Source organism: Streptomyces sp. UC4497 (assembly GCF_054871485.1).
This window is the reverse complement of the sequence record NZ_JBTYHB010000016.1, coordinates 1-25414: the sequence shown is the minus strand read 5'-3', so window position 1 is coordinate 25414 and position 25414 is coordinate 1. Positions and strand designations below refer to the sequence as shown.

Here is a 25414-nt window from a genome sequence, read left to right as displayed (position 1 = left end):
CTGTTACATCACGGCGTTGTTCATCCCTGCTCCGGGAGACCACCCACATGACCTTCACCTTCACGCGTGTCGGCCCGGCGCCCGGATCCCCACGGGCCCAGGAGTTCCGGGTCCGGATGCGCGACGGGATCCGGCTCGCCACGGACGTCTATCTGCCCGAGGAAGCAACGGTCGGATCGACCGACGGATCGGCCGACAGCCCGGCCACCGACCCGGCCGCCGCCGAGTTCCCGACCGTCCTCGTACGGCTGCCGTACGACAAGAACAGCCGCTACGTGTACTTCGACGAGATCGCGGCCCGCTTCACCGCCCACGGCTACGCCGTCGTCGTGCAGGACGTGCGCGGCAAGTTCCGCTCCGAGGGGCAGACCCTGCCGTTCCTGCGCGAATCCGACGACGGCTACGACACCATCGACTGGATCGTCCAACAGGCCTGGTCCGACGGCCTGGTGGGGATGTTCGGCGACTCGTACTACGGCTTCACGCAGTGGGCGGCGGTGGCGTCCGAGCACCCCGCGCTGCGCGCCGTCGTGCCCCGGGTCACCACGGTCGACTTCAACGCGACGAACCAGGGCCGCGGTCCGCACGATCCGCCGGGTGTCGGCCGTCCCGTCTGGCTGGAGGGCATCGAGTACTACGCCCACTACTGGGTGGACCAGGGCCTGTACGACTTCGAGCCGGACCGCTCGGTGCGGCCCGTCGTCGAGCAGTTCGAGGAGGCGTTCCGGGCGATCGGCGCCCGCTCGGCCTGGTTCGACACGCTGGTGCCGCACTTCACCGACCTGTTCCCGGCGCGCGGCCGGCACCCCTACGACGCGCGGCCGGTGCCCGTGCTGCACTGCGTCGGCTGGTTCGACAACATCCTGATCCCGCATCTGCGGGACTTTTCGGAGCTGGCCGCCCGCCCCGGCTGGGACGCGGTGCAGTACCTGTGGGCGGGCGCGGTCGACCACGAGAACTACCACCTCGCCGAGGCTCCCGCGACCGAGGACACCGATCACGCGGAGAACCCGGCGGCCCTCGACCGGATGCTGCCGCAGTACGTGGGGCCGGCGCTCGAGTTCTTCGACGTGTTCCTCAAAGGGGTCCGGCCGGTCTCCGAACTGCGCAAGGTGCGCTGGGAGTTGGGCCACGAGGGATGGCGTACGGCGAGCAGCTGGCCACCGCCGGACAGTACCGAGCACACATTCTGGCTGGCCGATCCCGAGCGGGCGCCAGGGCCGCTGCCCGGCGGCTCACTGGTCAACTCGGCCACCGATCAGACCGGTTCCGTCCAATGGGCGTACGACCCCGAGGCGCTCGTGCCGTCCGAGGTCCCCAACTCCTTCGCGTACCTGCACAGTTACCCGGACCTGGCCGGTACGGCCGCCCGGGACGACACGCTCGTCTTCTCCGGGGCGCCGCTCACGGAGCCGCTCGACCTCGCCGGGCCGCTCGCCCTGTACCTCCATGTCGCCAGCACGGCCCCGGTGTTCGACGTCTTCGCCAGGCTCATGGACGTAGGACCCGACGGGCGCGCCCACCAGATCGCGCGCGGCGAGGTCTGCGTACGCACCGACATCGCGCCCGACGAGATCCGCGTCGACCTCGGGCACACCGGCTACCGGGTGCGCCCGGGACACCGGCTCGGGATCCTCCTCGCCTCCAGTGACTACCCGCTCTTCCTGCCCTCGTCCGGCAGCGAGGACAACCCCTGGACCACGCCCGCCGCCAAGCCCTCCACCCAGACGCTGCGCACCGGCGGCCACCACCCCACACGTCTCACGGTCTCGGCACTCCACTCCTCAGGAGCACACTCATGCACGCTCCCCGACTCACCGTAGCCCCTCTCACCGCACTGGCCACCGTGCTCGTACTGGCGCTGACCTCCTGTTCCTCCGGCGGCGGTGACACGTCAGACCCCTCCGCCGCCATCGATCTCACGGCCACCACCCCTCCCGCCCGGGGCACCGTCGACCACGTCACCTGGAACCTGCCGATGGGCGAGCCGACCACCCTGGACCCGGCGAAGGTCGGCGACTACTCCCCCAGCACGGTCGCCTCGAACCTCTGCGAGCCGCTGATCCGCCTGAAGCCCGACTACTCGACGGCGCCCGGCCTCGCCACCTCCTGGCGGCAGCCCGACCCGAAGACGCTCGTCCTGAACCTGCGGCGCGGCGTGCGGTTCTGGGACGGCAGCCCGATGACCGCGGCCGATGTCGTCGCGAGCCTGGAGCGCCAGCGCGTGCCCGCCACGCAGAGCGTCAACGCCCCGGTCCTCGCGAACGTCACTACCATCAAGGCGAGTTCGGACCATCAGGTCACCGTCCGCTTCCGCGTCCCGGACTCCCTGTTCCTGAAGTTCCTCGTGAACGGTTTCGGCGCCGTCAGCAAGGCCACGTACGTCAAGAAGGCCGGCACCTCCTACGGCACCGCGCGCGGCGGCCTGATGTGCACGGGCCCCTTCAAGCTGACGCGTTGGCGCTCCGGTGAGTCGATCACCGCCGTGCGCAACACGGCGTACTGGGACAGCGCGCTGCGCCCCAAGGTCAAGAAGCTCACGTTCCGGTTCATCACCGACAACGGGACGCTCACCAGTGCCCTCATGTCGGGCCAGATAGACGGGAGTTACGAGATCCCGTCGACGTCCGCGAAGGCGCTGCGCGGCGCGAAGACCGGCAAGCTCTACTACGGCCCCTCCGCGCAGACCGTGTTCCTGAGCGCCACAGGCCCCGCATCGCCGGTCGCCGACCACCGCATCACGCAGGCGCTCTCCCTCGTCCTCGACCGCGACGCCCTCGTCAAGAACGTCTTCGACGGCGCCGCCCAGCAGCAGAAGACCTTCATGCCCTCGCTGGTCTGGAAGAACAGCGAGGCCAAGGACGTGTACGCGAAGGGGTACGCCGCGCTGCCCGAGCCGCCGAAGCCGAACGCCGCCAAGGCGAAGAAGCTGGTCGACGAGGCCGCGCCGAAGCGCCGCACCCTCACCATCGCGATGGCCGCGGGCGACCAGCAGTCCCTCCAGACGCTCACGTTCCTCCAGGCCGCCACCAAGAAGATCGGGCTGAAGATCGTCGTCCGGCAGCTCCAGCCGACCCAGATGTCCGGCCTGTTCTTCAACCCGGCGCTGCGCAAGGGCCTCGACGCCACCATGGCCATCGGCTTCGTCGACATCCCCGACCCGCTCAGCTACGCGGACATGCTCACCAACCCGAAGTCCCCGATGAACTGGATCAACTACCGCAACCGTGAGGTGACTTCACACCTCACCGCGGCCAGGACGACGACCGATCCGGACACCGCCGCACGCGAGTTCACCAAGGCGCAGGCGCTGTACGCGAAGGACTATCCGATCGTGCCGATCGCCTGCCCGTACGAGCGGATGTTCCTCAACAAGCGGCTCAGCGGCGCCCCCGCCTCCTTCGCCTACATCAACATGCCGTGGGCGGCGCTGCTCGGCGGCACCGGCCGGGAGTCCTCATGATCTGGCGCTTCATGGCGCGGCGCGCGGCGATGCTGGCCGCGACGGCGTTCGTCGCGAGCGTCGCCGTCTACGGGGCGCTGTTCATCTCACCCGGTGACCCGGCGACGCTCCTCGTGGGCGGCGGCAAGCCGCCGAGCGAACGGCTGCTCGCCGAGATCAACCGCCAGTACCACCTGAACGACCCGTTCCTGCAAGGCTATTGGCGTTGGTTCAGCGCTCTCTTCCATGGCGACCTCGGCCAGTCCCTCAGCTATCGCGACTCCGTCACCCATCTCGTCGGCGACCGCCTCGGCAACACCTTGTTCCTCGTCGCCTACGCCGCCGTCGTGATCATCGTGGCGGGCGTGGCCCTCGGCACGTTCGCCGCGCTGCGCGGCGGCTGGGGCGAGACGGCGGTGACCGTCGTGACGACGACGCTGATGGCGGTGCCGACCTTCGTGATGTCGGTGCTGCTGATCTGGGGGCTCTCGGTCCGCTGGCGGCTGTTTCCCGCGTACGGGAGCGGCGAGGGATTCGCCGGCCGCCTGGAGCACCTCACGCTGCCCGCGCTCGCGCTGGCCGCGACCTGGCTCGCGTACGTCGCCCAGGTGACACGCTCGGCCGTGCGCGCGGAACTCGCGTCCGAACATGTGCAGACCGCGCGCGGCCGGGGCCTCCCGGAGCGTCTCGTGGTGCGCAAGCACGTGCTGCGCAACGCCTCGGCGCCCATCTTCTCCGTGTCCGGGGTGGCCGTCGCCGGCCTGATCGCGGGCTGCGCGATCGTCGAGCAGGCCTTCGGCGTCAACGGCATCGGGGCGCTGCTCGTCCAGAGCGCCGCCAAGCAGGACCTGGCGGTGGTGCAGGCGCTCGCGCTGATCAGCGTCGTCCTGTTCATCGGCGTGAACACCGTCGTGGACGTGGTCTCGGCCCTGCTCGACCGGCGTACACCGTTGGAGGCGTCGGCATGACGACCATCCAACTCGCCGCGAGGGTTGGGGCGTTGGGGCGTGCCCGGGCCACTGCCCGCGGCAACGGCGTGCTCATCGCCGCCGGCGCCGTCGTCGCCCTCGTGATCGTCGCCGCCGTGTGCGCGCCACTGATCGCCCCGTACGATCCCGAGGCCGTCGACCCGCTGGCGGTCTACCAGGGAAGTACGGGCGCGCACTGGCTCGGCACCGACGACACCGGCCGTGACATCCTCTCCCGCATCCTGTACGGGGCGCGGCTCAGCCTGTTCGCGCCCGCCGTCGTGACGGTCGCCGCGAGCCTCGTCGGCACGGCGCTCGCCATCTCCGGTGCGTGGCTGGGGGGTTGGTACGACCGCTGTGTCTCGGCAGCGCTGAACATCGTGTTCGGCTTCCCCGGTCTGATCCTCGCGATCGTCGGCGCGGCCGTGTTCGGCGCGGGGCTGCACATCGCGATCGTGACGCTGTCCATCGCCTACCTCCCGTACGTCGCGCGGACCGTGCGCGGCGCCGCGCTGCGCGAGGTGCACCTGCCGTACGTGTCCGCGCTGCGCATGCTCGGCCTGCCGGGGTGGCGGATCTGCCTGCGCCATCTGACGCCCGCGCTGCTGCCGCTCGTGCTGGTGCAGGTGACGGTGTCGTTCGGTTACACGCTGCTCGACGTCGCCGCGTTCTCGTTCATCGGCCTGGGCGCGCAGCCGCCGACGGCCGAATGGGGCCTGATGGTCGCGCAGGGCGCGTCGGGCGTGCTCGCGGGCCGGGCCGAGCAGTCGCTGTACGCGGGTCTGGTGATCGTCGTGTTCGTCATCGCCTGCACGCTGCTCGGCAACGGCCTGTCCCGACGCCTTCTGGGAGAGGAGGCCCCCCGATGACGCTCCTCGACATCCGTGGCCTGCGCGTCACCCTGCCGGTGGCGGGGGTCGACCGCCCCGTCATCCACCACGTCGATCTGTCCGTGCCCGCCGGTACGGCGGTGGGCCTGGTCGGCGAGTCCGGTTCCGGCAAATCGCTCACCGCGCGGTCCGTGCTGCGGCTGCTGCCGCCGGGGGCCCGGGCCGACGGCGACGTACGCGTCGACGGCGCGTCCGTCCCGGCCATGGGCCCCGCCGCGCTGCGCGCCCTGCGCTCGACGAACGTCGCCATGGTCTTCCAGGACCCGCGCGCCCACATCAACCCGGTCCGCACGATCGGCGACTTCCTCACCGAGGGCCTGATCGCGCGCGGCACCCGGACCCGCGAGGCCACCGCCACGGTCACCGGGCTGCTGCGCGACGTCGGCATCCCGGACGCGGAGCGCCGGCTGCGGCAGCGTCCGCCGGAGCTGTCCGGGGGGCTGCTCCAGCGCGTCATGATCGCGGCGGCGCTCGCAGGTGGGCCCCGGCTGCTCCTGGCGGACGAACCGACGACCGCGCTCGACGTCACGACGCAGGCCGAAGTGATGGCGATCATCGACGAGGCGCGCAAGGACCGGGGTCTTGCGATGCTGTTCATCACGCACGACCTGGACCTGGCCGCGGCGGTGTGCGACCGGATCGCCGTGATGTACGCGGGGTCGGTGGTGGAGGAGGTCCCGGCCGACCGGCTGCACAAGTCGGCCCGGCACCCCTACACCCGAGCACTGCTCGCCTCCCGGCCGGCGCCGGGCGCGGACGCCCGGCCACCGCGGGCCATCCCGGGCCGGCCGCTGTCCGCGTTCGAGACCGGCGCGGGCTGCGCGTTCGCGCCGCGCTGTCCGGCGGCCGGGGAGCTGTGCCGCGTCGAACGCCCCGAGCTCCGCCCCGTCGGTGACGGCGTCGCCGCCTGCCACTACCCCGAGGAGCCCGCCGATGACGCCTGACACGACCGCACCGGACGGATCCGCGGTGCTCGAAGTCACCGGACTGCGCAAGGAGTTCGGCGATCTCGTGGCGGTCGACGACATCGATCTGCGGCTCGCCCCCGGCGGCTCCCTCGCCGTCGTCGGCGAGTCCGGCTCGGGCAAGACGACCGCGGCACGGATGATCGCGGGCCTGGAGCGCCCGACGGCCGGGACGATCCGCCTCGCCGGTCGCGAACGTCCCCGCCCGCCCCGCCGCACCGCCGAGCGCCGCCGCGCCGCCCGCGAGATCCAGATGGTCTTCCAGGACCCGTACGCCTCCCTCGACCGCCGCCAGAGGGTGCGCGACTGCGTCGCCGAGGTCGTCGCGCTCCACACGGACCTGCGCGGCACGGACCTCGACCGACGCGTCGCCGAACTCCTCGACCAGGTGAGCCTCGACGAGCGGCAGGCCGCCGCGCTTCCCCGGGCCCTGTCGGGCGGCCAGCGCCAACGCGTCGCCATCGCACGGGCGTTGGCCGTCGCACCACGCGTCCTCGTCCTCGACGAGGCGGTGGCCGCGCTCGACGTCTCGGTGCAGGCGCAGATCCTCACGCTGCTGCGCGATATCCGCGAACGGACGCCGGTGGCCTACCTGTTCATCACCCACGACCTGGGCATCGTCCAGCACGTGTGCGACGACATCGTGGTCATGCACAGGGGCCGCATCGTCGAACGCGGCCCCGCCCGCACGGTCCTGACCGAGCCGACGGCCGCGTACACCCGCACACTGCTCGAATCGGTGCCGCGCCCGGGCTGGAAACCGCGCCGCAGCAGCACCCCTCCAATGCCCGCCCACTGAACAGGAGTTCACGTGACCCACACCCCCTCCCTCTCCTTCGCCTTCGAGATCCGCGCCGAGGTCACCGAGCCGCTGCACATCGGCCACGGCGCCGGCGAGCGCACCGACTTCACCCCGATCACCGGCGGCACCGTGACCGGCCCGCGTCTCAACGGCACGGTGCTGCCCGGCGGCGGCGACTGGTCGAACACCCGAGGCGGTGTTTGCGAGTTGGAGGCCCGCTACCTCCTGCGGGCGGACGACGGCGCCGTCATCGACATCGTCAACCGCGGCTACTACGTGGAGGACTCCGGCTACTTCCGCACGGCGCCGACGTTCCGCACCGACGCGCCCGCCCATCTCTGGCTCGCGCGGACGGTCTTCGTCGGACACGCGCGGGACGAGGGCAACCCGGAGGACGGGGTCGCCATCGTGATCCGCTGCTACAGCGTGGACTGAGCGCCGTTTACAAAACGTTCAGTAAATAGTGCGGTCGACAGCTCTCGGGATGCGGCGCAATCCATTGACGCCCGCCGGAATTACCGCCACCGTCTTGGCGACAAGCATTCCGCTCATCCCCGAGAGCTGGGACCCCCATGACATCCGTGACATCCACGAAACCCGCGAAACCCGCGAAAAGAATCAAACACTGCGTCGCCTTCCTCGCGGCGGCCGCAGCCATCGCGGCAAGCCTCTTCGCCTGGCCCGCCACGGAATCGGCGCAGGCGTTCCCGCCGAGTTCCAAGCAGACCGTACTGAATTACTTACGGTCCGTTTCCGGGAATCACATCATTTCCGGTCAGCACAACAAGGAGCCCGCCACCTCGCCCGGCGCGTACACGCAACAGGTGAAGGACGTCACCGGCCAGTACCCCGGCCTGTGGGGCGGCGACCTGATGTTCAACGCCACGGACGTGGCTAACCGTCAGCGGGTGATCGACCAGGCCAAGACGGAGTGGAAGAACGGCTCGCTGGTGTCGCTGACCTGGCACGTCTGCCCGCCGACCGGAGGCAGCAGCTGCGCGTTCGAGGGTGGAGTGAAGTCGAACATCTCGGACGCGCAGTTCTCTCAACTCGTCACCAACGGCAGCGCGTTGAACACGGCATGGAAGAAGCGCCTCGATGAAGCCGTGCCCTACCTCAAGCAGTTGAAGGACGCAGGCGTTCCCGTCCTCTTCCGCCCGCTCCACGAAATGAACGAGTCGTGGAACTGGTGGGGTAACCGACCCGGCACGAATGGCAGCGCACGCCTGTACCAGATCACGCACGACTACCTGGCCACCACCAAGGGTCTCGACAATCTGATCTGGGTGTGGAACGTGCAGGACAATCCGGCGGGCGGCTGGAGCAGTTACTACCCGGGCAGCCAATACGTGGATGTCGTGTCCCTCGACGCCTGGTACAAGAATTACCCGAGTTCCGCCGACTATCAGCAGATGCGGAGCATCGCGGGAACCAAGCCGATGGCCATCGCCGAGATGGGCAAAATGCCGAACGACTCGCTGCTGACGAGTCAGCCCCAGTGGGCCTGGTTCATGCTCTGGTCCGAGCAGCTGCGCGGGAACAACACCAACGCCGAGATCCAGTCGACGTACTTCCACCCCCGCGTCCTGAACCAGGGCGAGCTCACACTCTGACCTCCGCCCCCTCCCCCACGCCCCGCGGCGGCGCGCTGCTGCCGCGGGGCACGAGCACGGGCAGCGCGACGGGCTCCGACGAAGGGTTGCGGCGGTGGACGACGTCGAAGAGGCGACGGGTGACATCGGCGCCGAACGCGAAGACGTCATGACTCATGGCCGACAGGTCCGGGTGCGTGAGCCGGCACAGCTGGGAGTCGTCCCAGGCGATGAGACTGACGTCCTCCGGGACGCTCAGGCCCAGTTCGGCGGCGACCGCGAGGCCCGCGACCGCCATGATGTCGTTGTCGTAGACGATCGCCGTGGGCCGCCGCGCGGAGGCGAGCAGCCGGCGGGTCGCGCGGGCGCCCTGCTCGCCGGAGAAGTCGGTGGTGACGTTGTGGGCCGGTTCGAGGCCGAGGTCGGCGACGGCCGTGTTCAGCGCGGCGGTACGGATGCCGGTGTGGCCGAACGCCGGATGGCCGCCGACCCGGGCGATCCGCCGGTGCCCGAGCGCCGCGAGATGGCGCACCACCTCCCGTACGGCGGTCTCGTCGTCGGTCCACACCGAGGTGTAGCCGCCGGTCAGGGACGGATGGCCGACCGCCACGGCCGGGAGGCCGATCGCGCGCAGGGCCGCGATCCGGGGGTCGTCGTGCTGGATGTCGACCAGGATGGATCCGGCGATCCGGCGGGAGCGCCACCACTGTCGGTGGACGGCGATCTCCCGCGCGGTGTCGCGCACCAGGTGGAGAAGGAGCGAGCAGCCGTGCTCCTCCAGGACCGACTCGGCGCCCGAGATGAACTCCACGTAGAACGGCTCCAGTTGGAGCTGCCGCGCCGAGCGTGCGATGACGAGTCCTACGGTGTCCGCGGCCCCGGTCGCCGTACCGGACAGCTTGCTCGGTGTCCGATGCGGCGACCAGCCCAATTCGGCGACCGCCGCCATGATGCGGGTCCGGGTGGCATCGGAGAGGCCGGGGCGGTTGTTGTACGCGAGGGAGACCGCGCCCCGCGACACCCCGGCGCGGGCCGCGACGTCGGTGATCGTGACGCGTCGTGCGGGCGGCGGGCCGGTCATTTGGTGGCACCGGCCGCGAAGCCGTTGTAGATGTAGCGCTGCAGGAACAGGAAGACGAGCAGCGTCGGCAGGATCACGAGGATCGCGCCGGCGGAGATGTCCTCCCAGTGCGCACCGAACGGCCCCTTGAACCGGAACAGCGCGGTGGAGATCGTCCCCTTGTCCTCAGAGGGCATATAGAGGAACGGGATGTAGAAGTCGTTGTACGTCGTGATGCCCTTGACGATGACGACGGTGGCGATGGCCGGCTTGAGCAGCGGCAGGATGATCTTCCAGTAGATGGTGAAGGTGTTGGCACCGTCGATCCGGGCGGCCTCGTCGAGGGAGGTCGGGATGGACCGGATGAACTGCAGGAAGATGTAGATCGAGACGATGTCCGTCCCCATGTAGAGCAGGATCGGAGCCCACCGCGAGTCGAACAGGCCGAAGCTGTTGACCACTTGGAAAGTGGCGACCTGCGTCGTCACCCCCGGCACGAGCGTGGCGAACAGGAACAGCGCCATGACCGTCTTCTTCATCCGGAATTGGAAGCGGTCGATCGCGTAGGCCGTCATCGAGCCGATGAGAACGGTGCCGGTGATCGAGAACAGCAGGATGAACGCCGTGTTCCCGAAAGCCATGAGCATCTTGCCGTCGCGGAAGGCTGTCACGTAGTTGGAGAGGTTCAGCCAGTCGTCGGGCAGGCTGAACGCCCCGCCCCCGTCGGTGAGTTCGTGCGACGACTTCAACGACGTGAGCAGTACGACGACGAGCGGGACGAGGACCACGAGCGAGGCGACGACCAGCGAGAGATAGGTGAGAACCGTCCCGACGCGCGGCCGCCTGCGGGCGGTGGCAGCTCGGTCCCCTACAGGTACAGGTAGCGCGGTCATACGAGGTCCACCTTCTCGTCGGGCACAAGGCGTCGCTGGATCCAGGTGATCAGCAGGATGATCAGGAGCAGCACCACGGCGCAGGCCGAGGCGAGCCCGGTCTTGTTGAACTGGAAGGCGAGCTTGACCGTCTGGATGACGAAGGTCGATGTTCCGGTCGCGCCGCTGGTCATGATGTACGGGATCTCGAAGACCGCGAGCGAGCCGGAGATCGCGAGGATCACGCTGAGGCTGAGCACCGGCTTGATGCCCGGCGCGATGATGTGCCGGAACTGCTGCCACCGCGAGGCGCCGTCGAGCTGCGCGGCCTCGTACAACTCCCCCGGGATCGACTGGATCGCCCCGAGGAAGAGCACGAAGTTGAGCCCGGTGAACCGCCACACCGACACCCCCGCGAGCGAGGTGTTCGCCGACTCCGCGTCACCGAGCCATGCATGGTCGCCGCCGGCCCCGAACCACGAGAGCACCGAGTCGAGGGTGCCGCCGTCCTGGAAGAAGTACAGAAAGACGAAGCCGATGGCGACACCGTTGATCAGGTACGGGAAGAACAGGATGCCCTTGAAGAGGTTCCGGAAGCGCAGGTCGAAGCTGAGCACGGTCGCGAAGTACAGCGCGATCACGATCTGCACGGCGGACGCGGCCAGATAGTAGAAGCTGACGAAGAACACCCTGAACAGCTCGGGCCGCGTGAAGAGCTGGGTGTAGTTGTCGACCCCGGTGAAATTCCGGTCGGGGCTGACCCCGTCCCAGTCCGTGAAGCTGTAATAGATCATGTTCCCGACCGGGACGTACGTGAACGTGATCAGCAGCGCGAGCGGCACCAGCAGAAACAGCCACGGGGTGACCATCTTCAGCCCCTGCGACGTTCGAGCAGGCTTTTCAACCCACGGCGGCGATTGAGCAGCGGGCATTTCAAGCCCCTGCGGCGATTGAGCAGCGGGGCCCGGGGCAGAGCCCCGCGACGTCGGAACGGTGGGCCTCGAAGTGAACTTCGCGTCGGAACCCATCACTCACCCACCCGCAGCCGCAGACGCCTCGCCCCACCGCTTGTCGAGCTCGTCGAAGTACCCCTCCAACGACCCCTTCTGCGCACCCCGCGCGATGTCGATCAGCTTCTGCCGATAGTCCTGCTTGCTGAGCCCGATCTCGGACGCGTTGTCGATCGCGTTGACCTGCCCCGTCTTCGCCTCCGACCGCTCGATGTACCTGACATCGTTGTCCTCGTACGGCTTGAGCGTGGCCGGCATCGGCGCGGAGCGCAGCGCGGAGACGGCGCCCTCCTTGGCCGCGTAGCCGGACTTCTCGGTGAACCAGTCGAGCCAGGCGCGGGCGGCGGCCTTGTGCTCGGAGTGGATGTTCACGGCCTGCTGGTAGTCGGACAGCAGGGTGGCGCAGAACGTGCCGTCCTTCTGGACGGGGAACGGCATGAACCCGATGTCGTCCGGGTTCTCGCCCGCCTTCTTCGCGGCGTCCTGCATCTGCGTGACGGCCCAGGAGCCGAGCAGCATGCTCGATATCTTGCCCTTGGCCAGCAGGTTCTTGGAGTTCTCCCAGTTGGTGGTGGTCGGGTCCTTCTCGGCGTACTTGTCGTGGACGATGTCGTACAGCAGCGTGTCGATGACGTTGAGGTCGCTGCCGTCGGCCCACGGTTTCTTGTCGGACGCGAGCTTGTCGTTGGCCTTCACGTCGCAGCTCACCGAGCCGATGGAGTTGGACCACGGGCTGCTCAGCGGCCAGCCGTCCTTGAAGTTCGTGTAGTACGGCACCGAGTCGGTCCGGCTCTTGACCGCCTTCAGGTCGTCGAGGAACTCCTGCGGCGTGGTGGGCCACTCGGTGACGCCGGCCTTCTTCCACACGGCCTTGTTGTAGAGGAAGCCGTTCGCCGTGCCGAAGCTCGCCACCCCGTACGTCTTGCCGCCCACGTCCGTCTTGTCGGTGAAGCGGTACTTCTTCTCCATGTCCGCGGTGTCGCCGAGCGGGGCGAAGAACTTGGGGTAGTCGTTCTTGCCGATAACCGCGGGGATCATCAGCACGTCACCGTAGTTCTCGGTGTTCATGCGGATCTTGACTTCGCCCTCGTAGTCGGTGATGCCGTCGAACTCGACCTTCACCTTCGGGTACGTCTTGTTGAACTCGGCGGCGTACTTCTTCATCGCCCCGCTCTGTACGAGGTCCGTGCGGTGGGTCAGGACGGTGATGGTGCCCGACACGTCCTTGGGGTCGGTCGGCGCCTTCGCCTCCCCGCCCGTCCCGGTACTTCCTCCACTGCACCCTGCGGCTGCCAGCATCGCGGTGGTGAGCAGCGCGACGCCCAACGGCTTGCTCGGCTTCATCCTCATGTGCCCCACTCCTTCGAGGGTTTGACGGCTCCGGCCCAGCGGCTGACGGCACTATGGCAGCGAACTGTGAACCGGTAAAGGCCTTGAAGCAGTCGGCTTTCAAATCGCCATCTGTGAAGGGACTAGACCGGTTCACTCAACCGGAGTTAGGTTGGCGCGGATCGCGAACTCAGGCCCGCCGCACGTCCGATGGGAGTCGCACGATGGGAGCCGCACTATGAAGGACGCCGTCCAGCTCGACGAGGGCTGGTGCCTCGACCACGACGGGACCGGGCTCCCCGCCCGTGTCCCCGGCTGTGTCCACACCGACCTCCTGGCCGCGGGCCTGATCCCGGACCCGTTCCTCGGCACGAACGAGCACGAGATCGAGTGGGTGGGCCGGCGCTCCTGGACGTACACCCGCACGCTCGAAGCGCGTCAAGGTCCGCACGAGCGCGCCGACTTGGTCTTCGACGGCATCGACACGGCGGTCCACATCACCCTCGACGGGAAGCCCCTCGCCCGCACCCGCAACATGCACCGCTCGTACCGCTTCGACGTCACCGGCCGCTCCGGCGAACTGCGGGTGGAGTGCGCCTCCGCCTACGAAGAGGCCGCCGCCGTAAGGGAGTTGACCGGCGGGCGCCCCAACGTCTATCCGGCGCCGTCCCAGTACATCCGCAAGATGGCCTGCTCGTTCGGCTGGGACTGGGGGCCCACCGTGGTGACGGCGGGCCTGTGGCGCCCGGTCCGGATCGAGCACTGGTCGACCGCGCGCCTCGCACGGGTGCGACCGCTGGTGACGGTCAAGGGCTCAACAGGACGAGTAGAGCTGCGAGTTGAGATCGAGCGCACCCAGCAGGGAGCCGGGCGCCCGCTCACGGCGCGGGCCACGGTGGCGGGCGTCGAGACGCGCGTCACCTTCGAAGGTGACGCGGCGACACTCGTCCTGAACGTCCCCGACGTACATCTCTGGTGGCCGCGCGGCTACGGCGAACAGCCGCTGTACGACGTCGGGTTGACGCTGCTCGAAGGCGACCGGGAGCTGGACACCTGGCAGCACCGCATCGGCTTCCGCACCGTCGAGATCGACCAGAGCGCCGACGAACACGGCACCGGCTTCACCTTCGTCGTCAACGGCGTCCGCATCTTCGCACGCGGCATCAACTGGATCCCCGACGACGTCCTGCCCTCCCGCATCACCCCCGAGCGCTACCGCACCCGCCTCACCCAGGCCGCCGACGCCAACGTCGATCTCGTACGCATCTGGGGCGGCGGGATCTACGAGGACGACGCCTTCTACGACGCGTGCGACGAGCTCGGCCTCATGGTCTGGCAGGACTTCCCCTTCGCCTGCTCCGCCTACCCCGAGGAGCAGCCGCTGCGCGGCGAGGTGGAGGCCGAGGCCCGCGAGAACGTGGTGCGCCTCATGCCGCACCCCAGCCTCGTCCTGTGGAACGGCAACAACGAGAACCTGTGGGGCTTCCGCGACTGGGGCTGGGAGGACGAACTCGCGGGGGACTCCTGGGGCGAGGGCTACTACCTCGGCCTGCTCCCCCGCGTGGTCGCCGAGCTGGACCCCACCCGCACCTACACGGCGGGCAGTCCCTGGTCCGGCTCCTGGGACCACCACCCCAACGACCCCGACCACGGCACGTTCCACTCGTGGGAGGTGTGGAACCGGCTGGACTACACCGAGTACCTGTCCGAAGTCCCGCGCTTCGTCGCCGAGTTCGGCTGGCAGGCGCCCCCGGCGCTGGCCACCCTGCGCCGCGCCCTGCCCGGCGAGAAGCTCGCGCCCGACTCCCCCGGCATGCTGCACCACCAGAAGGCGGAGGACGGGAACGGCAAGCTTCAGCGCGGCCTGGAACGCCACTTCGCCTCGCCCGAGGGCGACTTCGACCGCTGGCACTACCTGACCCAGGTCGTCCAGGCCCGCGCCGTCGCCACCGGCATCGAGCACTGGCGCGCCAACTGGCCGCGCTGCGCCGGCACCGTCGTATGGCAGCTCAACGACTGCTGGCCGGTCAGCTCCTGGTCCGCCGTCGACGGCGACGGCCGCCTCAAGCCCCTCCACCACGAACTGCGCCGGGTCTACGCGGACCACCTCCTGACACTGCAACCAGCGCGTGAGACACCGGAGTTGGTCCTCTCCAACCTGGGCCCCGCACCATGGGACACCACCGTCACCCTGCGCCTGATGCGCGCCGACGGGAGCATGGCCGGGCAGACCCGGCTGCGGGCGACCGCGGGTGCGCGCGAGGTGGTCCGCATACCGGTTCCGCCCTCCGTGGTGCCCGCCGCGGGTTCGGCCAAGGAGTTCCTGGTCGCGGACGCGGACGGCTCGCGCGCGCTCCACTTCCCCGTACGGGACAAGGAGTTCGGGTACCCCGAGCCCCGCTTCACGGTCGTGACCGAGACCGTCGGCGGGGACCCGGATACAGTCGACGTCGTGGTGACCGCCCAGACCCTCGTACGCGACCTGCTGCTCCAGCCCGACCGTGTCGCCCCGCACGCGCGCGCCGACCGCGGACTGGTCACGCTGCTGCCCGGCGAGCGGGCCCGGATCCGCCTCACCGGCGCCGGCGGCGCGGGCGCCAATGCGATCCGTTCCGCCCTCTTCTGCGTGGAACCGGCATGACCGCCCCGATCCGCAACGTCACCATCAAGGACGTCGCGGCCGCCGCCGGGGTGTCCAAGGGCGCGGTGTCGATCGCGTTCAACCAGAAGCCGGGGCTCTCCGATGCCACCCGCGAGCGGATCTTCGCCGCGGCACGGGAGCTGGGCTGGGCACCGAACTCCTCGGCGCGCAGCCTCTCCCGGCGCACCACGGACACGATCGGTCTCGCCCTGTGCCGCCCGGCCCGGCTGCTCGGCCTCGAACCCTTCTACATGGAGTTCATCTCCGGCATCGAGAGCGTCCTCGCCGAACACTCCTGTTCTCTGCTCCTGCGCCTGGTCAGCAGCCTCGACGAGGAGATCGCGCTCCAGCAGACGTGGTGGCGCGAACGGCAGATCGGCGGCAGCGTCCTGGTCGACTTCCACCAGGACGACCCGCGCGTCGAACCGCTCTCCCGCCTCGGGCTCCCGGCCGTCGCGGTCGGCCACCCGGACCTCACGGGCGGCCTGCCCTCCGTGTGGACCGACGACGCCACCGCGATGACCGAGGCGGTCCGCTACCTCGCGGCGCTCGGCCACCGCAGGATCGCCCGCGTCGGCGGCCCGGCCGACCTCGGGCACAGCGTGATCCGCGAGGAGGCGTTCCAGTCGACGCTGCGCGGGCTCGGCCTCGACACCGGCCTGCACCTCAACACCGGCTTCGCGGACGAGGAGGGGGCGCGCGCCACGCGCTCGCTCCTGCTCCGCCCGGACCGGCCGACCGCGATCGTCTACGACAACGACATCATGGCGGTGGCCGGGCTCGGGGTCGCCGCGGAGATGGGGGTGGCGGTCCCCGACGACCTGTCGCTGCTTGCCTGGGACGACTCCCAGCTCTGCCGCCTCACCCACCCCACGCTCTCCGCGATGAGCCACGACGTGCACAGCTTCGGGGCCCAGGTCACCCGCGTCCTCTTCGACATCATCGCGGGCAACTCGGCGAACCCGGGCCCCGTACCGACGCCCTCGCTCACGCCTCGGGGGTCCACGGCGCCACCACGGGCGTGACGGGTCCTTCGACGGCTTGCAGCATCCCCGCGGGCAGCCGGTCGTTGCCCCAGCTGCGCTCGATGTAGCCGATGATGCGCGCGACGTCCTCGGCGGGTACCCGCTCCGGTTCGCCGTGCTCGAGCGGGTCGGCGTGGAAGATGTAGAGCCGCGAGGCGAACTGGTCGAACGGCAGTGAACCCTCGCCGAACCGCTCGCCGTTGCCCGCGGTGGAGACGACGACGCCGTCGCCCCAGTCCTGGCCGCTGTCGTTGTTCGGGTTGTAGAAGTACACCCGCATGACGTCCTGCGGGTCCGGCGCGACCCGCAGGATCGTGATCGCGTGCCAGCCGACGTAGCGGGCCGCACTGTCGGTGACGGCGACACCGGCCGGCTGCGGATGGATCAGCGGCTGCTCACCGTTGTAGAACGGGTGGTAGCTGGCGTGGAACTGCCTTAGAAACTCGTCGAGTTCGACCAGATTCCCCGTCGCGACGTCGACGTTGATGTGGAACCCGCGGGCCGTCCACCAGCCGTGGAACTCGGGGTTGACCCACCGGTGCGGGTCCCCCGGCCGATCGACGCAGCGCCGCCCCATCTCGGCGTAGATCCGGTCCAGATGGGGCACCACGAGCAGCGACACGGGGTCCAGGTCCGTCGGCAGCGTGCTCGCGACTCCGGCCCCGCTGTCCTTCGACGAGATCGGCTGACCCTCGAAGTGCATGAGGATCTCGTCGTCGCGGGCGGCCCAGACCACCACTTGCAGCAGGTAGTCCGGGTCGTTGTAGGCCCACATCGACAGCGCGCGGGCCGACTGGCAGGTGGGGTTGTCGCCCTGGCCGACACCGAGCGGCAGGCCAAGGACCGAGAGCACTCCGGCGACCAGGCGTGCCCGCGGCCCCGGCGTGTCGCCGAAGACGGTCGTCAGCCGCTCGTGGGCGACCGGGGAGAGTTCGAGCGCCAGTTGGCGCCAGAGCGCGGGCACCACCGGCGGCTCGTACAGGATGCCGCGGTCGAGCAGCAGCGCGAGCCCGTAGACGCATTGCGCGGTCTGCGGGTGCACGGCCACCTCGATCAGCCGGTGCACCAACTGGCTGTAGCGCATCAGGCAGTTGCGGCCGGTGTCGGAGAGGCCGAGCGCCTCCCCGACGAGGTAGAGGTGTTCGCTCTCGCTCAGCAGGAAACGGAGCAGTTCCGCGTGGTACGGCGACACCAGGCCGGTGTCGTGCATCGCCCGCGCGAACCCCGTCGCCTCGTACTGCAGGCCGACGGCGTCCATCGCCTCAAGGCGTGAGCGGAAGACGTCGAGGCCCGGGTCCTCCCGGCACGCCTCGGTGGTCCCGAACAGGCTGGAGATGAGCCGGTCTATGCCCTGCCCCGACGACACGCCGAGAGCGACGTCCGGGTCGTTGCGGTAGATCGAGATCCGGGTGATCAGGGCCTGCGCCGCCTCGACCTGGATCGGACGCTGGCGCAGGATCCGCCAGATCTCGTCCACCAGCTTGTCGAGGACGGTGTCGTAGCCGATCTCGTCGGCGAGGTGGCGGAACAGGTCACGGACGAGCTGCGCGGTCCTGCCCTGCTGGATCCGCTCCGCCTCGCTGGGCACGTTGAACAGCAACTCCAGGTTCGCCCCCAGCACTTGGGACAGAAACTGGCGGGCGTCCTCGGCGGGCAGCGTCGGATGCGCGAAGTCACCGCGGGCGACGGCGAGCATCCGCAGCTCACTGGTCGCCTCCATGACGACGGTGTCCGCGTCCCCGCTGTGCAGCCCCGGGCCGACCAGCGCCGGAATCAGGATCTCCGGTGTCGCCCAGTCCGTCCCCTGGAAGAGGCCGGCTTCCTCGAGCGCCTGCGCCCTGGCCTGGACCGCCGCGGCGCCGCCCGGCTGTACGAGCACCCGCCGCAGTGCTTCCAGGAGCCGCCGCAGCTTCGTGTGCTTGCCGAAGTCACGGGTTTCGGCCATGGCCTGGATGGCGTCGTCGAGTGAGGCCACGCGCTTCTCCAGCGTCGTGGCCCCACCATTGGCGTCGGCGGTCGGATTCAAAGGGTTTCCCTCGGGTTGGCCTCCTGCGTCCACACGGTCGTCAGGGCGGCCGTCAGACGTAGAAGTCGAGCTCTTCCTGCTTCTTCAACAGGTCGCGCATTCGGTAGGGGTCGTCACCGAAGAAGTACACCAGGCCCCAGTGGGTTCCGAACGCGGTCCTCTTGGTCACGGTCTCCTCGAGCGGCGTCGAGAGGTCGTGCGACTCGTAGTAGTCGTCGTCCTCGGTCTCCTCGGGGATCTCCAGTTCGCTGACGACCCGGCGGCGCGGGTAGACGCCGAAGCAGCCGGCGACACCGGACGCGTCGACGACCTCGCGCGGGAAGAAGGCGTCGATCTCCTCCTCGGTCGTCTTCGGGTCGAAGGCCAGCACCAGCGCCTGGTACGCGTTGAAGCCGTATGCCCGCTCGAGGAGCTCGAACACCTTGAAGCCCGGCGGCCGGTAGGCGACCTCGCCGAAGTACATCTCGCCGTCACTGGTGACGAAGTACTCCGGGTGCACGAAGCCGAACTCGATGTCGAACGTCTTGATGAGCTTCTCGATCTGCGCCGTGATCTGCGGGCGGTAGCGCTCCAGTTCAGGGGTCGCCGGCACGAACACCGAGTACCCCAGCGTGACGTACTCGGAGATGTTGAGGAACTTGATCTTCCCGTTGTGCACCCACGCCTCGACCGCGAACTCCCAGCCGTCGAGGTGGGATTCCATGAGGACGGGGAACTCCTCGTCCGGAATCGAGTCGATCTCGTCCGGGGTGCGGATGACGCGGTGCCCGAGGCACCCCGCCTTGTCGAACGCCTTCAGGTGGATCGGGTCGTTCGGGTCGCCGTCCAGCTTGAGCAGCGTCTGGTTGACGCGCTTGAGGAAGCGGATCACGTCGTCCCGGTCGTGCGCCTCCTCGAAGATGCCGACCCGGATGCCGCCGAGTTGGGCGCGGCGCTTCATCAGCGCCTTGTCCCGCAGCAGCATGGCCTGCCCGTACAGCCGCGGGTTGCCCAACAGAACGGAGTTGATCGCCCCCGCCCACTCGACCGTTTCCTCGTACAGCGGGATCGCGACGTCGACGCCCTCGTTCTGCAGCGTCTCGGCGATCTCCACGGAGCGGTCGTTGAGCCGCTCGAAATTCCACGGCACGTACGGGATGTCGTGCTCGACGCAGTACTCCTCGGCCCACTCCGGGGCCACCACGACGTATCTCCGATCGAACCGGTCGAGGGCTTCCACCGCGTTGAGACTCCAGCCAAGAAGCGCTACGTAGCCCTTGTCGGGGTTCCTTGTGACCGGTTCGCGCTGCGGCATAGACAGTTTCTCCTTCGGCGCGTGCGCCCATCGGGGGTGTGGCTGACTCGCCTTCCCGCCGATCCGACACACAAACGCCGACCTTGATCCTGTCCAGTTGTCATCCCCACCGCGCCTGACGTCCCGTCAAGCCGGGCGCCGCGAGCGTCACTTCAGCGCCAAGACACGCCCGCAGCGCCTGCCTCGCAGGTCAGGCGTCCTTCTTGGCCGGCTCCAGGATCGCCACGCACTCCACGTGATGCGTCATCGGGAACAGGTCGAACGCGCGCAGCGTCCGCACCCGGTATCCGCCCTCCTGGAAGTACCCGAGGTCGCGCGCGAGGGCGGCCGGGTCGCAGGCCACGTAGGCGATGCGGCGGGCGCCGAGCGTCGTGAGGTGGGTGACCGTCTTCTTGCCGGCGCCCGCGCGCGGCGGGTCCAGGACGATGAGGTCGACCTCGGAGATGCCGGTGCGCGGCAGGACCGCCTCGACCTTGCCCTGCTCGATGCGGACCCGGTCGAAGTCCTCCAGGTTGCGCCGGGCGTCCTCGACCGCGCGCTTGCCGGACTCGATGCCGAGGACCGCGCCCTTGTCGCCGATCCGGTCCGCGAGCGCGCCCGCGAACAGGCCGACGCCGCAGTACAGGTCGAGCGCCATGTCGCCCTTGCGCGGCAGCAGGCCCTGCATGACGGCGCGCATCAGCGTGTCCGCCGCCTTCGGGTGGACCTGCCAGAAGCCACCGCTGCCGACGCGGTACGTACGGTCGTCGGCGCGCTCGCGCACGAAGGGGCGGCCGTGGACGCGGTGCACGCCGCCGTCCTTCTCCTCGACCCGCATCACGGAGACCGGCTTGTCGAGCTCGACGATCGGCAGGCGGGCGCCCGGCTTCGGGGCGAGGATCACCTGGCGGTCCTGCGAACCGCTCGCCGCGATCGCCTCGACCGACTCCATGCCGGACCAGTCACGCTTCTCGATGCCGAGCTCGGAGACGCCCTCGGCGGCGATCATGCAGTGCTCGATCGGCTCGACCTCGTGCGAGCGGTGGCGGCGCAGCCCCGCGTTGCCGTCGGCGTCGATCGCGTACTGGACGCGCGTGCGCCACTGCGGGACCTCGCCCGACGGGAGCTTGTCGCCCTCGGCCGGCATGACCGTGCCGTCCCAGCCGGCCTCCTCGGGCGTGAGGCCCGCGAGGCGCTGCAGCTGCTCGGCGATGACCTCGCCCTTGAGGCGGCGCTGGGCGCCGGGCTTGGCGTGCTGCCAGTCGCAGCCGCCGCAGCGGCCGGGTCCCGAGTAGGGGCAGGGTGCCTCGACGCGGTCCTTGGACGCCTCGATGACCTGGACGGCGTCGGCGCGCAGGAAGCGCGCGCCCTCCTCGCCCTCGGTCACCCGGGCCACGACCCGCTCGCCGGGCAGCGTGTGCCGGACGAAGAGGACCTGGCCCTCGGCCGTGCGCGCGATGCAGTGGCCGCCGTGCGCGACGGGGCCGACCTCGACCTCGTACTCCTCCCCCACCAGTGACGTCGTCGGTTCTGCCTGCATGGCGGGGCTCCAGTACGTAAGGGGAAAGTCTTCGGCGTCGCGGCCACGAAAACGGAAGAGCGGCCGGACAACAGCCCACCAGTTTACGTGGCTGTCGTCCGGCCGCTCACCAAGGCGGCCACCCGGCTACTTCGGGGTGGGCTCCTTGGGGCGCTTCTCGACCGGACCGCGTCGCACGGCACCCGGCGCGTTCCACTCGGACCGTCGGCGGGCCCGCTTCTTGGCGGCCTCGGAGGACTCCAGCTGGTACGGCACGGACGTGACCATGATGCCGGGGGTGAAGAGCAGTCGCCCCTTCAGCCGCAGCGCGCTCTGGTTGTGCAGCAGGTGCTCGTACCAGTGACCCACGACGTACTCGGGGATGATCACGCTGACCGCGTCGCGCGGGGACTCCTTACGGAGATTCTTGACGTACTCGATGATCGGCCGGGTGATTTCCCGGTACGGCGAGTCAAGAACCTTGAGCGGCACGTCAATGCCTCGACGCTCCCACTCGTCCCTCAACGTCTTCGTCTCTGCCGGATCAACATTGACGCTCAACGCCTCAAGGGTGTCCGTACGCATCAACTTGGCGTACGCGAGCGCACGCAGCGTCGGCCGGTGGATCTTCGACACGAGTACGAGGGAGTGCACGCGCGAGGGCCGCACACTGTCGTCCGTCGGGGTCTCCGGCGCGGCGATCTCCTCGGCGACCCGGTCGTAGTGCTTGCGGATCACGGTCATCGTCACGAAGAAGATGCACATGCCGAGCAGCGCGACCCACGCGCCGTGCGTGAACTTCGTGAGGAGGACGACCACGAGGACCAGGCCGGTCAGGAACGCGCCGAACGTGTTGATCGCGCGGGAGCGGATCATGTGGCGGCGCTTGGCGGGGTCCCGCTCCGTGGCCAGGTGCCGGTTCCAGTGCCGCACCATGCCGATCTGGCTGAGCGTGAAGGAGACGAACACGCCCACGATGTACAGCTGGATCAGGCGCGTCGAGTCGGCCCCGTAGATGACGACCAGGAGGGCCGCCGCGCCCGCCAGCAGCACGATGCCGTTGGAGAACGCGAGGCGGTCGCCGCGGGTGTGCAGCTGGCGCGGCAGGTAGCGGTCCTGGGCGAGGATCGAGCCGAGCAGCGGGAAGCCGTTGTACGCGGTGTTGGCCGCGAGGAAGAGGACGAGGGCGGTGGCGGCCGCGAGGACCAGGAACATGAAGCTGCCGCCGCCGAAGACGGCCTCGGCGACCTGCGAGATCACCGGGTCCTGAATGAAGCCGGAGCCGACCGCGGCACCGTTGTGGATCAGGTCCTTCGCCGGGTTCTCCGCCATCCGCACGTCGGTCACGAGCGCCAGCCCGATGATGCCGCAGAACATGGTGACAGCGAGGCCGCCCATCAGCGCGAGCGTGCTCGCCGCGTTCTTCGACTTGGGCTTGCGGAAGGCCGGGACACCGTTGGAGATCGCCTCGACGCCGGTGAGCGCCGCACATCCGGACGAGAAGGCGCGCAGCAGCAGGAAGACGAGCGCGATGCCCGCGAGGCCCTGGTGCTCCGCCTTGATGTGGAAGTCGGCGGTGGGCGCGTGCATGGCGTCACCGAGGACGAGCCCGCGGAACGCACCCCAGGCGATCATGATGAAGACGCCGGCCACGAAGACGTACGTGGGAATGGCGAAAAGCTTCCCCGACTCCTTCACACCGCGCAGATTCATCAAGGTGAGCAGCACGATCACGGCGACCGCGCAGAGCACCTTGTGCTCGATCACGAACGGGATCGCGGAGCCGAGGTTCTCGATGCCGGACGAGATCGACACGGCCACCGTCAGGACGTAGTCGACGAGCAGCGCGCTCGCGACGGTGAGGCCGGCCTTCGGCCCGAGGTTGGTGTTCGCCACCTCGTAGTCGCCGCCGCCGCTCGGATAGGCGTGGACGTTCTGGCGGTAGGAGGCGACGACCGTGAACATCAGCACGACGACCGCGACCGCGATCCAGGGGCTGAAGTGGTAGGCCGACACGCCCGCGATGGAGAGGACCAGCAGGACCTCACCGGGCGCATAGGCCACGGAGGACAGCGGGTCGGAAGCGAAAACGGGGAGAGCGATGCGCTTCGGCAGGAGCGTTTCTCCCAGCCGGTCGCTGCGCAGTGCGCGCCCGATCAAGATCCGTTTGGGCACGTCGGTCAGTTTGGACACGGAGAGGATCGTAAGCGTTCGAACGGGGGGCCGCCCACCCACCACCCCCATTCAGCTTCGTGCTCTGTGCCACGCCTGCGCGGATGCGTCCACCGACTGTCCACCGACGCGAAGGGGGAGATCTCTTACAGAGCCGATACGGTGGTCCAGAGCGCGAGCCGCACAGCAGCCCGCATCGTGCCCGAGATCGAGCCGCACCGGCTGGACCATCCCGCGAGAGAGAGCCATGAGCAGGACGTTTACACAGGTCAGAAGGCCTATGAGGAGTGCGGGGTAGGGCCGTGCATATCGTGATCATGGGCTGTGGCCGAGTAGGGTCCCAACTCGCCCAGACCCTGGAGCAGCAGGGCCACACGGTCGCCGTGGTCGATCAGGACCCGACGGCGTTCCGTCGCCTGGGTTCGGGTTTCGGCGGCCGTCGCGTCACCGGAGTCGGTTTCGACCAGGACACCCTGCGCGAAGCGGGCATCGAGGAGGCCGGCGCCTTCGCCGCCGTCTCCAGTGGTGACAACTCGAACATCATCGCCGCGCGCGTGGCCCGCGAGATGTTCGGCATCGAGAACGTGGCGGCGCGCATCTACGACCCCCGCCGCGCGGAGGTCTACCAGCGCCTGGGCATCCCGACGGTCGCCACGGTCCGCTGGACCGCCGACCAGATGCTGCGGCGCCTGCTGCCGTCCGGCGCGGAGCCGCTGTGGCGCGATCCCACCGGCGGCGTCCAGCTCGCCGAGGTGCACGCCTCGGAGTCCTGGATCGGCCAGAAGATCAGCCGCCTCCAGGAGGAGACCGGCGTGCGCGTCGCGTTCCTGACCCGGCTCGGCGAGGCGATCCTGCCGACGTCGCAGACGGTGCTCCAGGAGGGCGACCTCGTGCACGTGATGATGCGCACGGACGACGTCGAGAAGGTCGAGGCGGCGTTCGCCGAGGGCCCTGAGGAAGGCGGTCAGTGATGAGGGTCGCCATTGCCGGAGCCGGAGCGGTCGGTCGTTCGATCGCCGGCGAGCTCTTGGAGAACGGTCACGAGGTCCTCCTCGTCGACAAGGCCCCGACCGCCATCTCGGTCGAGCGCGTCCCGCAGGCGGAGTGGCTGCTCGCCGACGCCTGCGAGATCACGTCCCTGGACGAGGCGGCGCTCCAGCGCTGCAACGTGGTCATCGCGGCCACCGGCGACGACAAGGTCAACCTGGTCGTCTCGCTGCTCGCGAAGACCGAGTACGGGGTCCCGCGGGTCGTCGCCCGCGTCAACAACCCGAAGAACGAGTGGCTGTTCAACGAGTCGTGGGGCGTGGACGTGGCCGTCTCGACGCCGCGCCTCATGTCGGCGCTCGTCGAAGAGGCGGTCAGCGTGGGCGATCTCGTCCGCCTGCTCCGCTTCAGCCACGGCGACGCGAACCTGGTGGAGCTGACCCTCCCGGAGGAGTCGGCCCTGGCGGGCACGCGGGTCGGTGACGTCCAGTGGCCGCAGGACACGTCCCTGGTGACGATCATCCGCGGCACGCGCGTGCTGGCCCCCAGTCCGGAGGACTCCCTCGAGGCGGGCGACGAGCTGCTGTTCGTCGCGGCGCAGGCGCGCGAGGAGCAGCTGGAGGACCTGCTGTCGGTGCGGCGCGAGGACGCGTAACGCTCTGCTCAGTCAGACACACAAGGAGGCGGGGCCCCGCGCGTTGCGGGGGGGCCCCCCCGGGTGGGTGGCGGGGCGGTGGGGGGGGGGTGTGAGGTGGGGAGCTGGGGAGAACCCCCCGCCCAGGCCCGCCCCCCCCGGCGGGGGGCCCCCCGCCCGTGGCACCCCCCGGTCGGCCCTGACCGG

Annotated in this window: 19 protein-coding genes and 1 pseudogene; 12 read left to right on the top strand and 8 right to left on the bottom strand. The window is 69.4% G+C overall.

The genetic code is table 11. The annotated features are described in order from the left end of the window. Positions 1 to 47: 47 nt before the first annotated feature. The 8 genes and pseudogenes from ACYSUO_RS22640 to ACYSUO_RS22605 all read left to right on the top strand — a co-directional run bounded on the left by ACYSUO_RS22640 (position 48) and on the right by ACYSUO_RS22605 (position 8680). Entirely contained in the window at positions 48 to 1823 is a 1776-nt protein-coding gene (locus ACYSUO_RS22640; RefSeq protein WP_461778037.1) for a CocE/NonD family hydrolase, read from the top strand. Beyond that, positions 1799 to 3463 carry an ABC transporter substrate-binding protein gene (locus ACYSUO_RS22635; protein WP_461778036.1) on the top strand — a complete coding sequence of 555 codons (1665 nt, stop codon included), beginning with the start codon at positions 1799 to 1801 and terminating at the stop codon, positions 3461 to 3463. Before ACYSUO_RS22640 ends, ACYSUO_RS22635 begins: the two co-directional genes overlap by 25 nt. Continuing rightward, positions 3460 to 4410, top strand: a complete 951-nt coding sequence (locus ACYSUO_RS22630) for an ABC transporter permease (protein WP_461778035.1) — start codon at positions 3460 to 3462, stop codon at positions 4408 to 4410. Before ACYSUO_RS22635 ends, ACYSUO_RS22630 begins: the two co-directional genes overlap by 4 nt. Beyond that, entirely contained in the window at positions 4407 to 5279 is an 873-nt protein-coding gene (locus tag ACYSUO_RS22625; protein WP_461778034.1) for an ABC transporter permease, read from the top strand. The genes ACYSUO_RS22630 and ACYSUO_RS22625 overlap by 4 nt, the downstream gene beginning before the upstream one ends. Then, on the top strand, positions 5276 to 6244 hold the full coding sequence (locus tag ACYSUO_RS22620; RefSeq protein ID WP_461778033.1) for an ABC transporter ATP-binding protein: 969 nt from the start codon (positions 5276 to 5278) through the stop codon (positions 6242 to 6244). Before ACYSUO_RS22625 ends, ACYSUO_RS22620 begins: the two co-directional genes overlap by 4 nt. Positions 6245 to 6347: 103 nt before the next feature. After that, positions 6348 to 7064 (top strand): annotated as a pseudogene (locus ACYSUO_RS22615) (ABC transporter ATP-binding protein); the annotation flags it as partial. 12 nt (positions 7065 to 7076) lie between these two features. Next, positions 7077 to 7502, top strand: a complete 426-nt coding sequence (locus ACYSUO_RS22610; protein WP_461778032.1) for a DUF3237 domain-containing protein — start codon at positions 7077 to 7079, stop codon at positions 7500 to 7502. Between the two features lie 146 nt (positions 7503 to 7648). Continuing rightward, a complete protein-coding gene (locus ACYSUO_RS22605; RefSeq protein ID WP_461778031.1) occupies positions 7649 to 8680 on the top strand; it encodes a glycosyl hydrolase in 1032 nt (343 codons plus the stop codon). Here the strand turns inward: ACYSUO_RS22605 and ACYSUO_RS22600 are convergent. From ACYSUO_RS22600 to ACYSUO_RS22585, 4 genes are all read right to left on the bottom strand, one after another. Continuing rightward, complete coding sequence (locus ACYSUO_RS22600) at positions 8670 to 9740, bottom strand: LacI family DNA-binding transcriptional regulator (protein ID WP_461778030.1); 1071 nt, start codon at positions 9738 to 9740, stop codon at positions 8670 to 8672. The two genes, ACYSUO_RS22605 and ACYSUO_RS22600, sit on opposite strands and share 11 nt — an antisense overlap. Further along, the gene (locus ACYSUO_RS22595) at positions 9737 to 10612 is read right to left on the bottom strand and encodes a carbohydrate ABC transporter permease (protein ID WP_461778029.1); all 876 of its coding nucleotides are present in this window, start codon (positions 10610 to 10612) and stop codon (positions 9737 to 9739) included. Before ACYSUO_RS22595 ends, ACYSUO_RS22600 begins: the two co-directional genes overlap by 4 nt. Next, positions 10609 to 11460, bottom strand: a complete 852-nt coding sequence (locus ACYSUO_RS22590) for a carbohydrate ABC transporter permease (RefSeq protein WP_461778028.1) — start codon at positions 11458 to 11460, stop codon at positions 10609 to 10611. Before ACYSUO_RS22590 ends, ACYSUO_RS22595 begins: the two co-directional genes overlap by 4 nt. Positions 11461 to 11622: 162 nt before the next feature. Next, positions 11623 to 12945, bottom strand: a complete 1323-nt coding sequence (locus ACYSUO_RS22585) for an ABC transporter substrate-binding protein (protein WP_461778146.1) — start codon at positions 12943 to 12945, stop codon at positions 11623 to 11625. 223 nt (positions 12946 to 13168) lie between these two features. Here ACYSUO_RS22585 and ACYSUO_RS22580 point away from each other — a divergent pair, with 223 nt between their 5' ends. After that, complete coding sequence (locus tag ACYSUO_RS22580) at positions 13169 to 15571, top strand: glycoside hydrolase family 2 protein (RefSeq protein ID WP_461778027.1); 2403 nt, start codon at positions 13169 to 13171, stop codon at positions 15569 to 15571. Then, positions 15568 to 16596, top strand: a complete 1029-nt coding sequence (locus ACYSUO_RS22575; protein ID WP_461778026.1) for a LacI family DNA-binding transcriptional regulator — start codon at positions 15568 to 15570, stop codon at positions 16594 to 16596. Before ACYSUO_RS22580 ends, ACYSUO_RS22575 begins: the two co-directional genes overlap by 4 nt. On the opposite strand, the gene ACYSUO_RS22570 is transcribed toward ACYSUO_RS22575, so the two are convergent. The 4 genes from ACYSUO_RS22570 to ACYSUO_RS22555 all read right to left on the bottom strand — a co-directional run bounded on the left by ACYSUO_RS22570 (position 16559) and on the right by ACYSUO_RS22555 (position 23607). Further along, positions 16559 to 18622 carry a hypothetical protein gene (locus ACYSUO_RS22570; protein ID WP_461778025.1) on the bottom strand — a complete coding sequence of 688 codons (2064 nt, stop codon included), beginning with the start codon at positions 18620 to 18622 and terminating at the stop codon, positions 16559 to 16561. The genes ACYSUO_RS22575 and ACYSUO_RS22570 overlap by 38 nt on opposite strands. A gap of 52 nt (positions 18623 to 18674) precedes the next feature. After that, a complete protein-coding gene (locus tag ACYSUO_RS22565) occupies positions 18675 to 19916 on the bottom strand; it encodes an ATP-grasp domain-containing protein (protein ID WP_461778024.1) in 1242 nt (413 codons plus the stop codon). 190 nt (positions 19917 to 20106) lie between these two features. Next, on the bottom strand, positions 20107 to 21435 hold the full coding sequence (locus ACYSUO_RS22560; protein ID WP_461778023.1) for a class I SAM-dependent RNA methyltransferase: 1329 nt from the start codon (positions 21433 to 21435) through the stop codon (positions 20107 to 20109). Positions 21436 to 21561: 126 nt separating this feature from the next. Further along, on the bottom strand, positions 21562 to 23607 hold the full coding sequence (locus ACYSUO_RS22555) for an APC family permease (protein WP_461778022.1): 2046 nt from the start codon (positions 23605 to 23607) through the stop codon (positions 21562 to 21564). 281 nt (positions 23608 to 23888) lie between these two features. Here ACYSUO_RS22555 and ACYSUO_RS22550 point away from each other — a divergent pair, with 281 nt between their 5' ends. Together ACYSUO_RS22550 and ACYSUO_RS22545 are read left to right on the top strand one after the other, a co-directional pair. Continuing rightward, positions 23889 to 24557, top strand: coding sequence for a potassium channel family protein (locus ACYSUO_RS22550; protein ID WP_266715003.1), 669 nt, complete (start codon positions 23889 to 23891; stop codon positions 24555 to 24557). Next, positions 24557 to 25228 (top strand): potassium channel family protein, encoded by a 672-nt coding sequence (locus ACYSUO_RS22545; protein WP_306318135.1) that lies wholly within the window; start codon positions 24557 to 24559, stop codon positions 25226 to 25228. Before ACYSUO_RS22550 ends, ACYSUO_RS22545 begins: the two co-directional genes overlap by 1 nt. The last annotated feature ends 186 nt before the right edge of the window (positions 25229 to 25414 follow it).

Bases quoted from the DNA above. Each gene is read 5' to 3' on its own strand.
- ACYSUO_RS22640 (WP_461778037.1), top strand. From the start codon at position 48: ATGACCTTCACCTTCACGCGTGTCGGCCCGGCGCCCGGATCCCCACGG.
- ACYSUO_RS22635 (WP_461778036.1), top strand. From the start codon at position 1,799: ATGCACGCTCCCCGACTCACCGTAGCCCCTCTCACCGCACTGGCCACC.
- ACYSUO_RS22630 (WP_461778035.1), top strand. From the start codon at position 3,460: ATGATCTGGCGCTTCATGGCGCGGCGCGCGGCGATGCTGGCCGCGACG.
- ACYSUO_RS22625 (WP_461778034.1), top strand. From the start codon at position 4,407: ATGACGACCATCCAACTCGCCGCGAGGGTTGGGGCGTTGGGGCGTGCC.
- ACYSUO_RS22620 (WP_461778033.1), top strand. From the start codon at position 5,276: ATGACGCTCCTCGACATCCGTGGCCTGCGCGTCACCCTGCCGGTGGCG.
- ACYSUO_RS22600 (WP_461778030.1), bottom strand. From the start codon at position 9,740: ATGACCGGCCCGCCGCCCGCACGACGCGTCACGATCACCGACGTCGCG.
- ACYSUO_RS22595 (WP_461778029.1), bottom strand. From the start codon at position 10,612: ATGACCGCGCTACCTGTACCTGTAGGGGACCGAGCTGCCACCGCCCGC.
- ACYSUO_RS22590 (WP_461778028.1), bottom strand. From the start codon at position 11,460: ATGGTCACCCCGTGGCTGTTTCTGCTGGTGCCGCTCGCGCTGCTGATC.
- ACYSUO_RS22585 (WP_461778146.1), bottom strand. From the start codon at position 12,945: ATGAAGCCGAGCAAGCCGTTGGGCGTCGCGCTGCTCACCACCGCGATG.
- ACYSUO_RS22580 (WP_461778027.1), top strand. From the start codon at position 13,169: ATGAAGGACGCCGTCCAGCTCGACGAGGGCTGGTGCCTCGACCACGAC.
- ACYSUO_RS22575 (WP_461778026.1), top strand. From the start codon at position 15,568: ATGACCGCCCCGATCCGCAACGTCACCATCAAGGACGTCGCGGCCGCC.
- ACYSUO_RS22565 (WP_461778024.1), bottom strand. From the start codon at position 19,916: ATGCCGCAGCGCGAACCGGTCACAAGGAACCCCGACAAGGGCTACGTA.
- ACYSUO_RS22560 (WP_461778023.1), bottom strand. From the start codon at position 21,435: ATGCAGGCAGAACCGACGACGTCACTGGTGGGGGAGGAGTACGAGGTC.
- ACYSUO_RS22545 (WP_306318135.1), top strand. From the start codon at position 24,557: ATGAGGGTCGCCATTGCCGGAGCCGGAGCGGTCGGTCGTTCGATCGCC.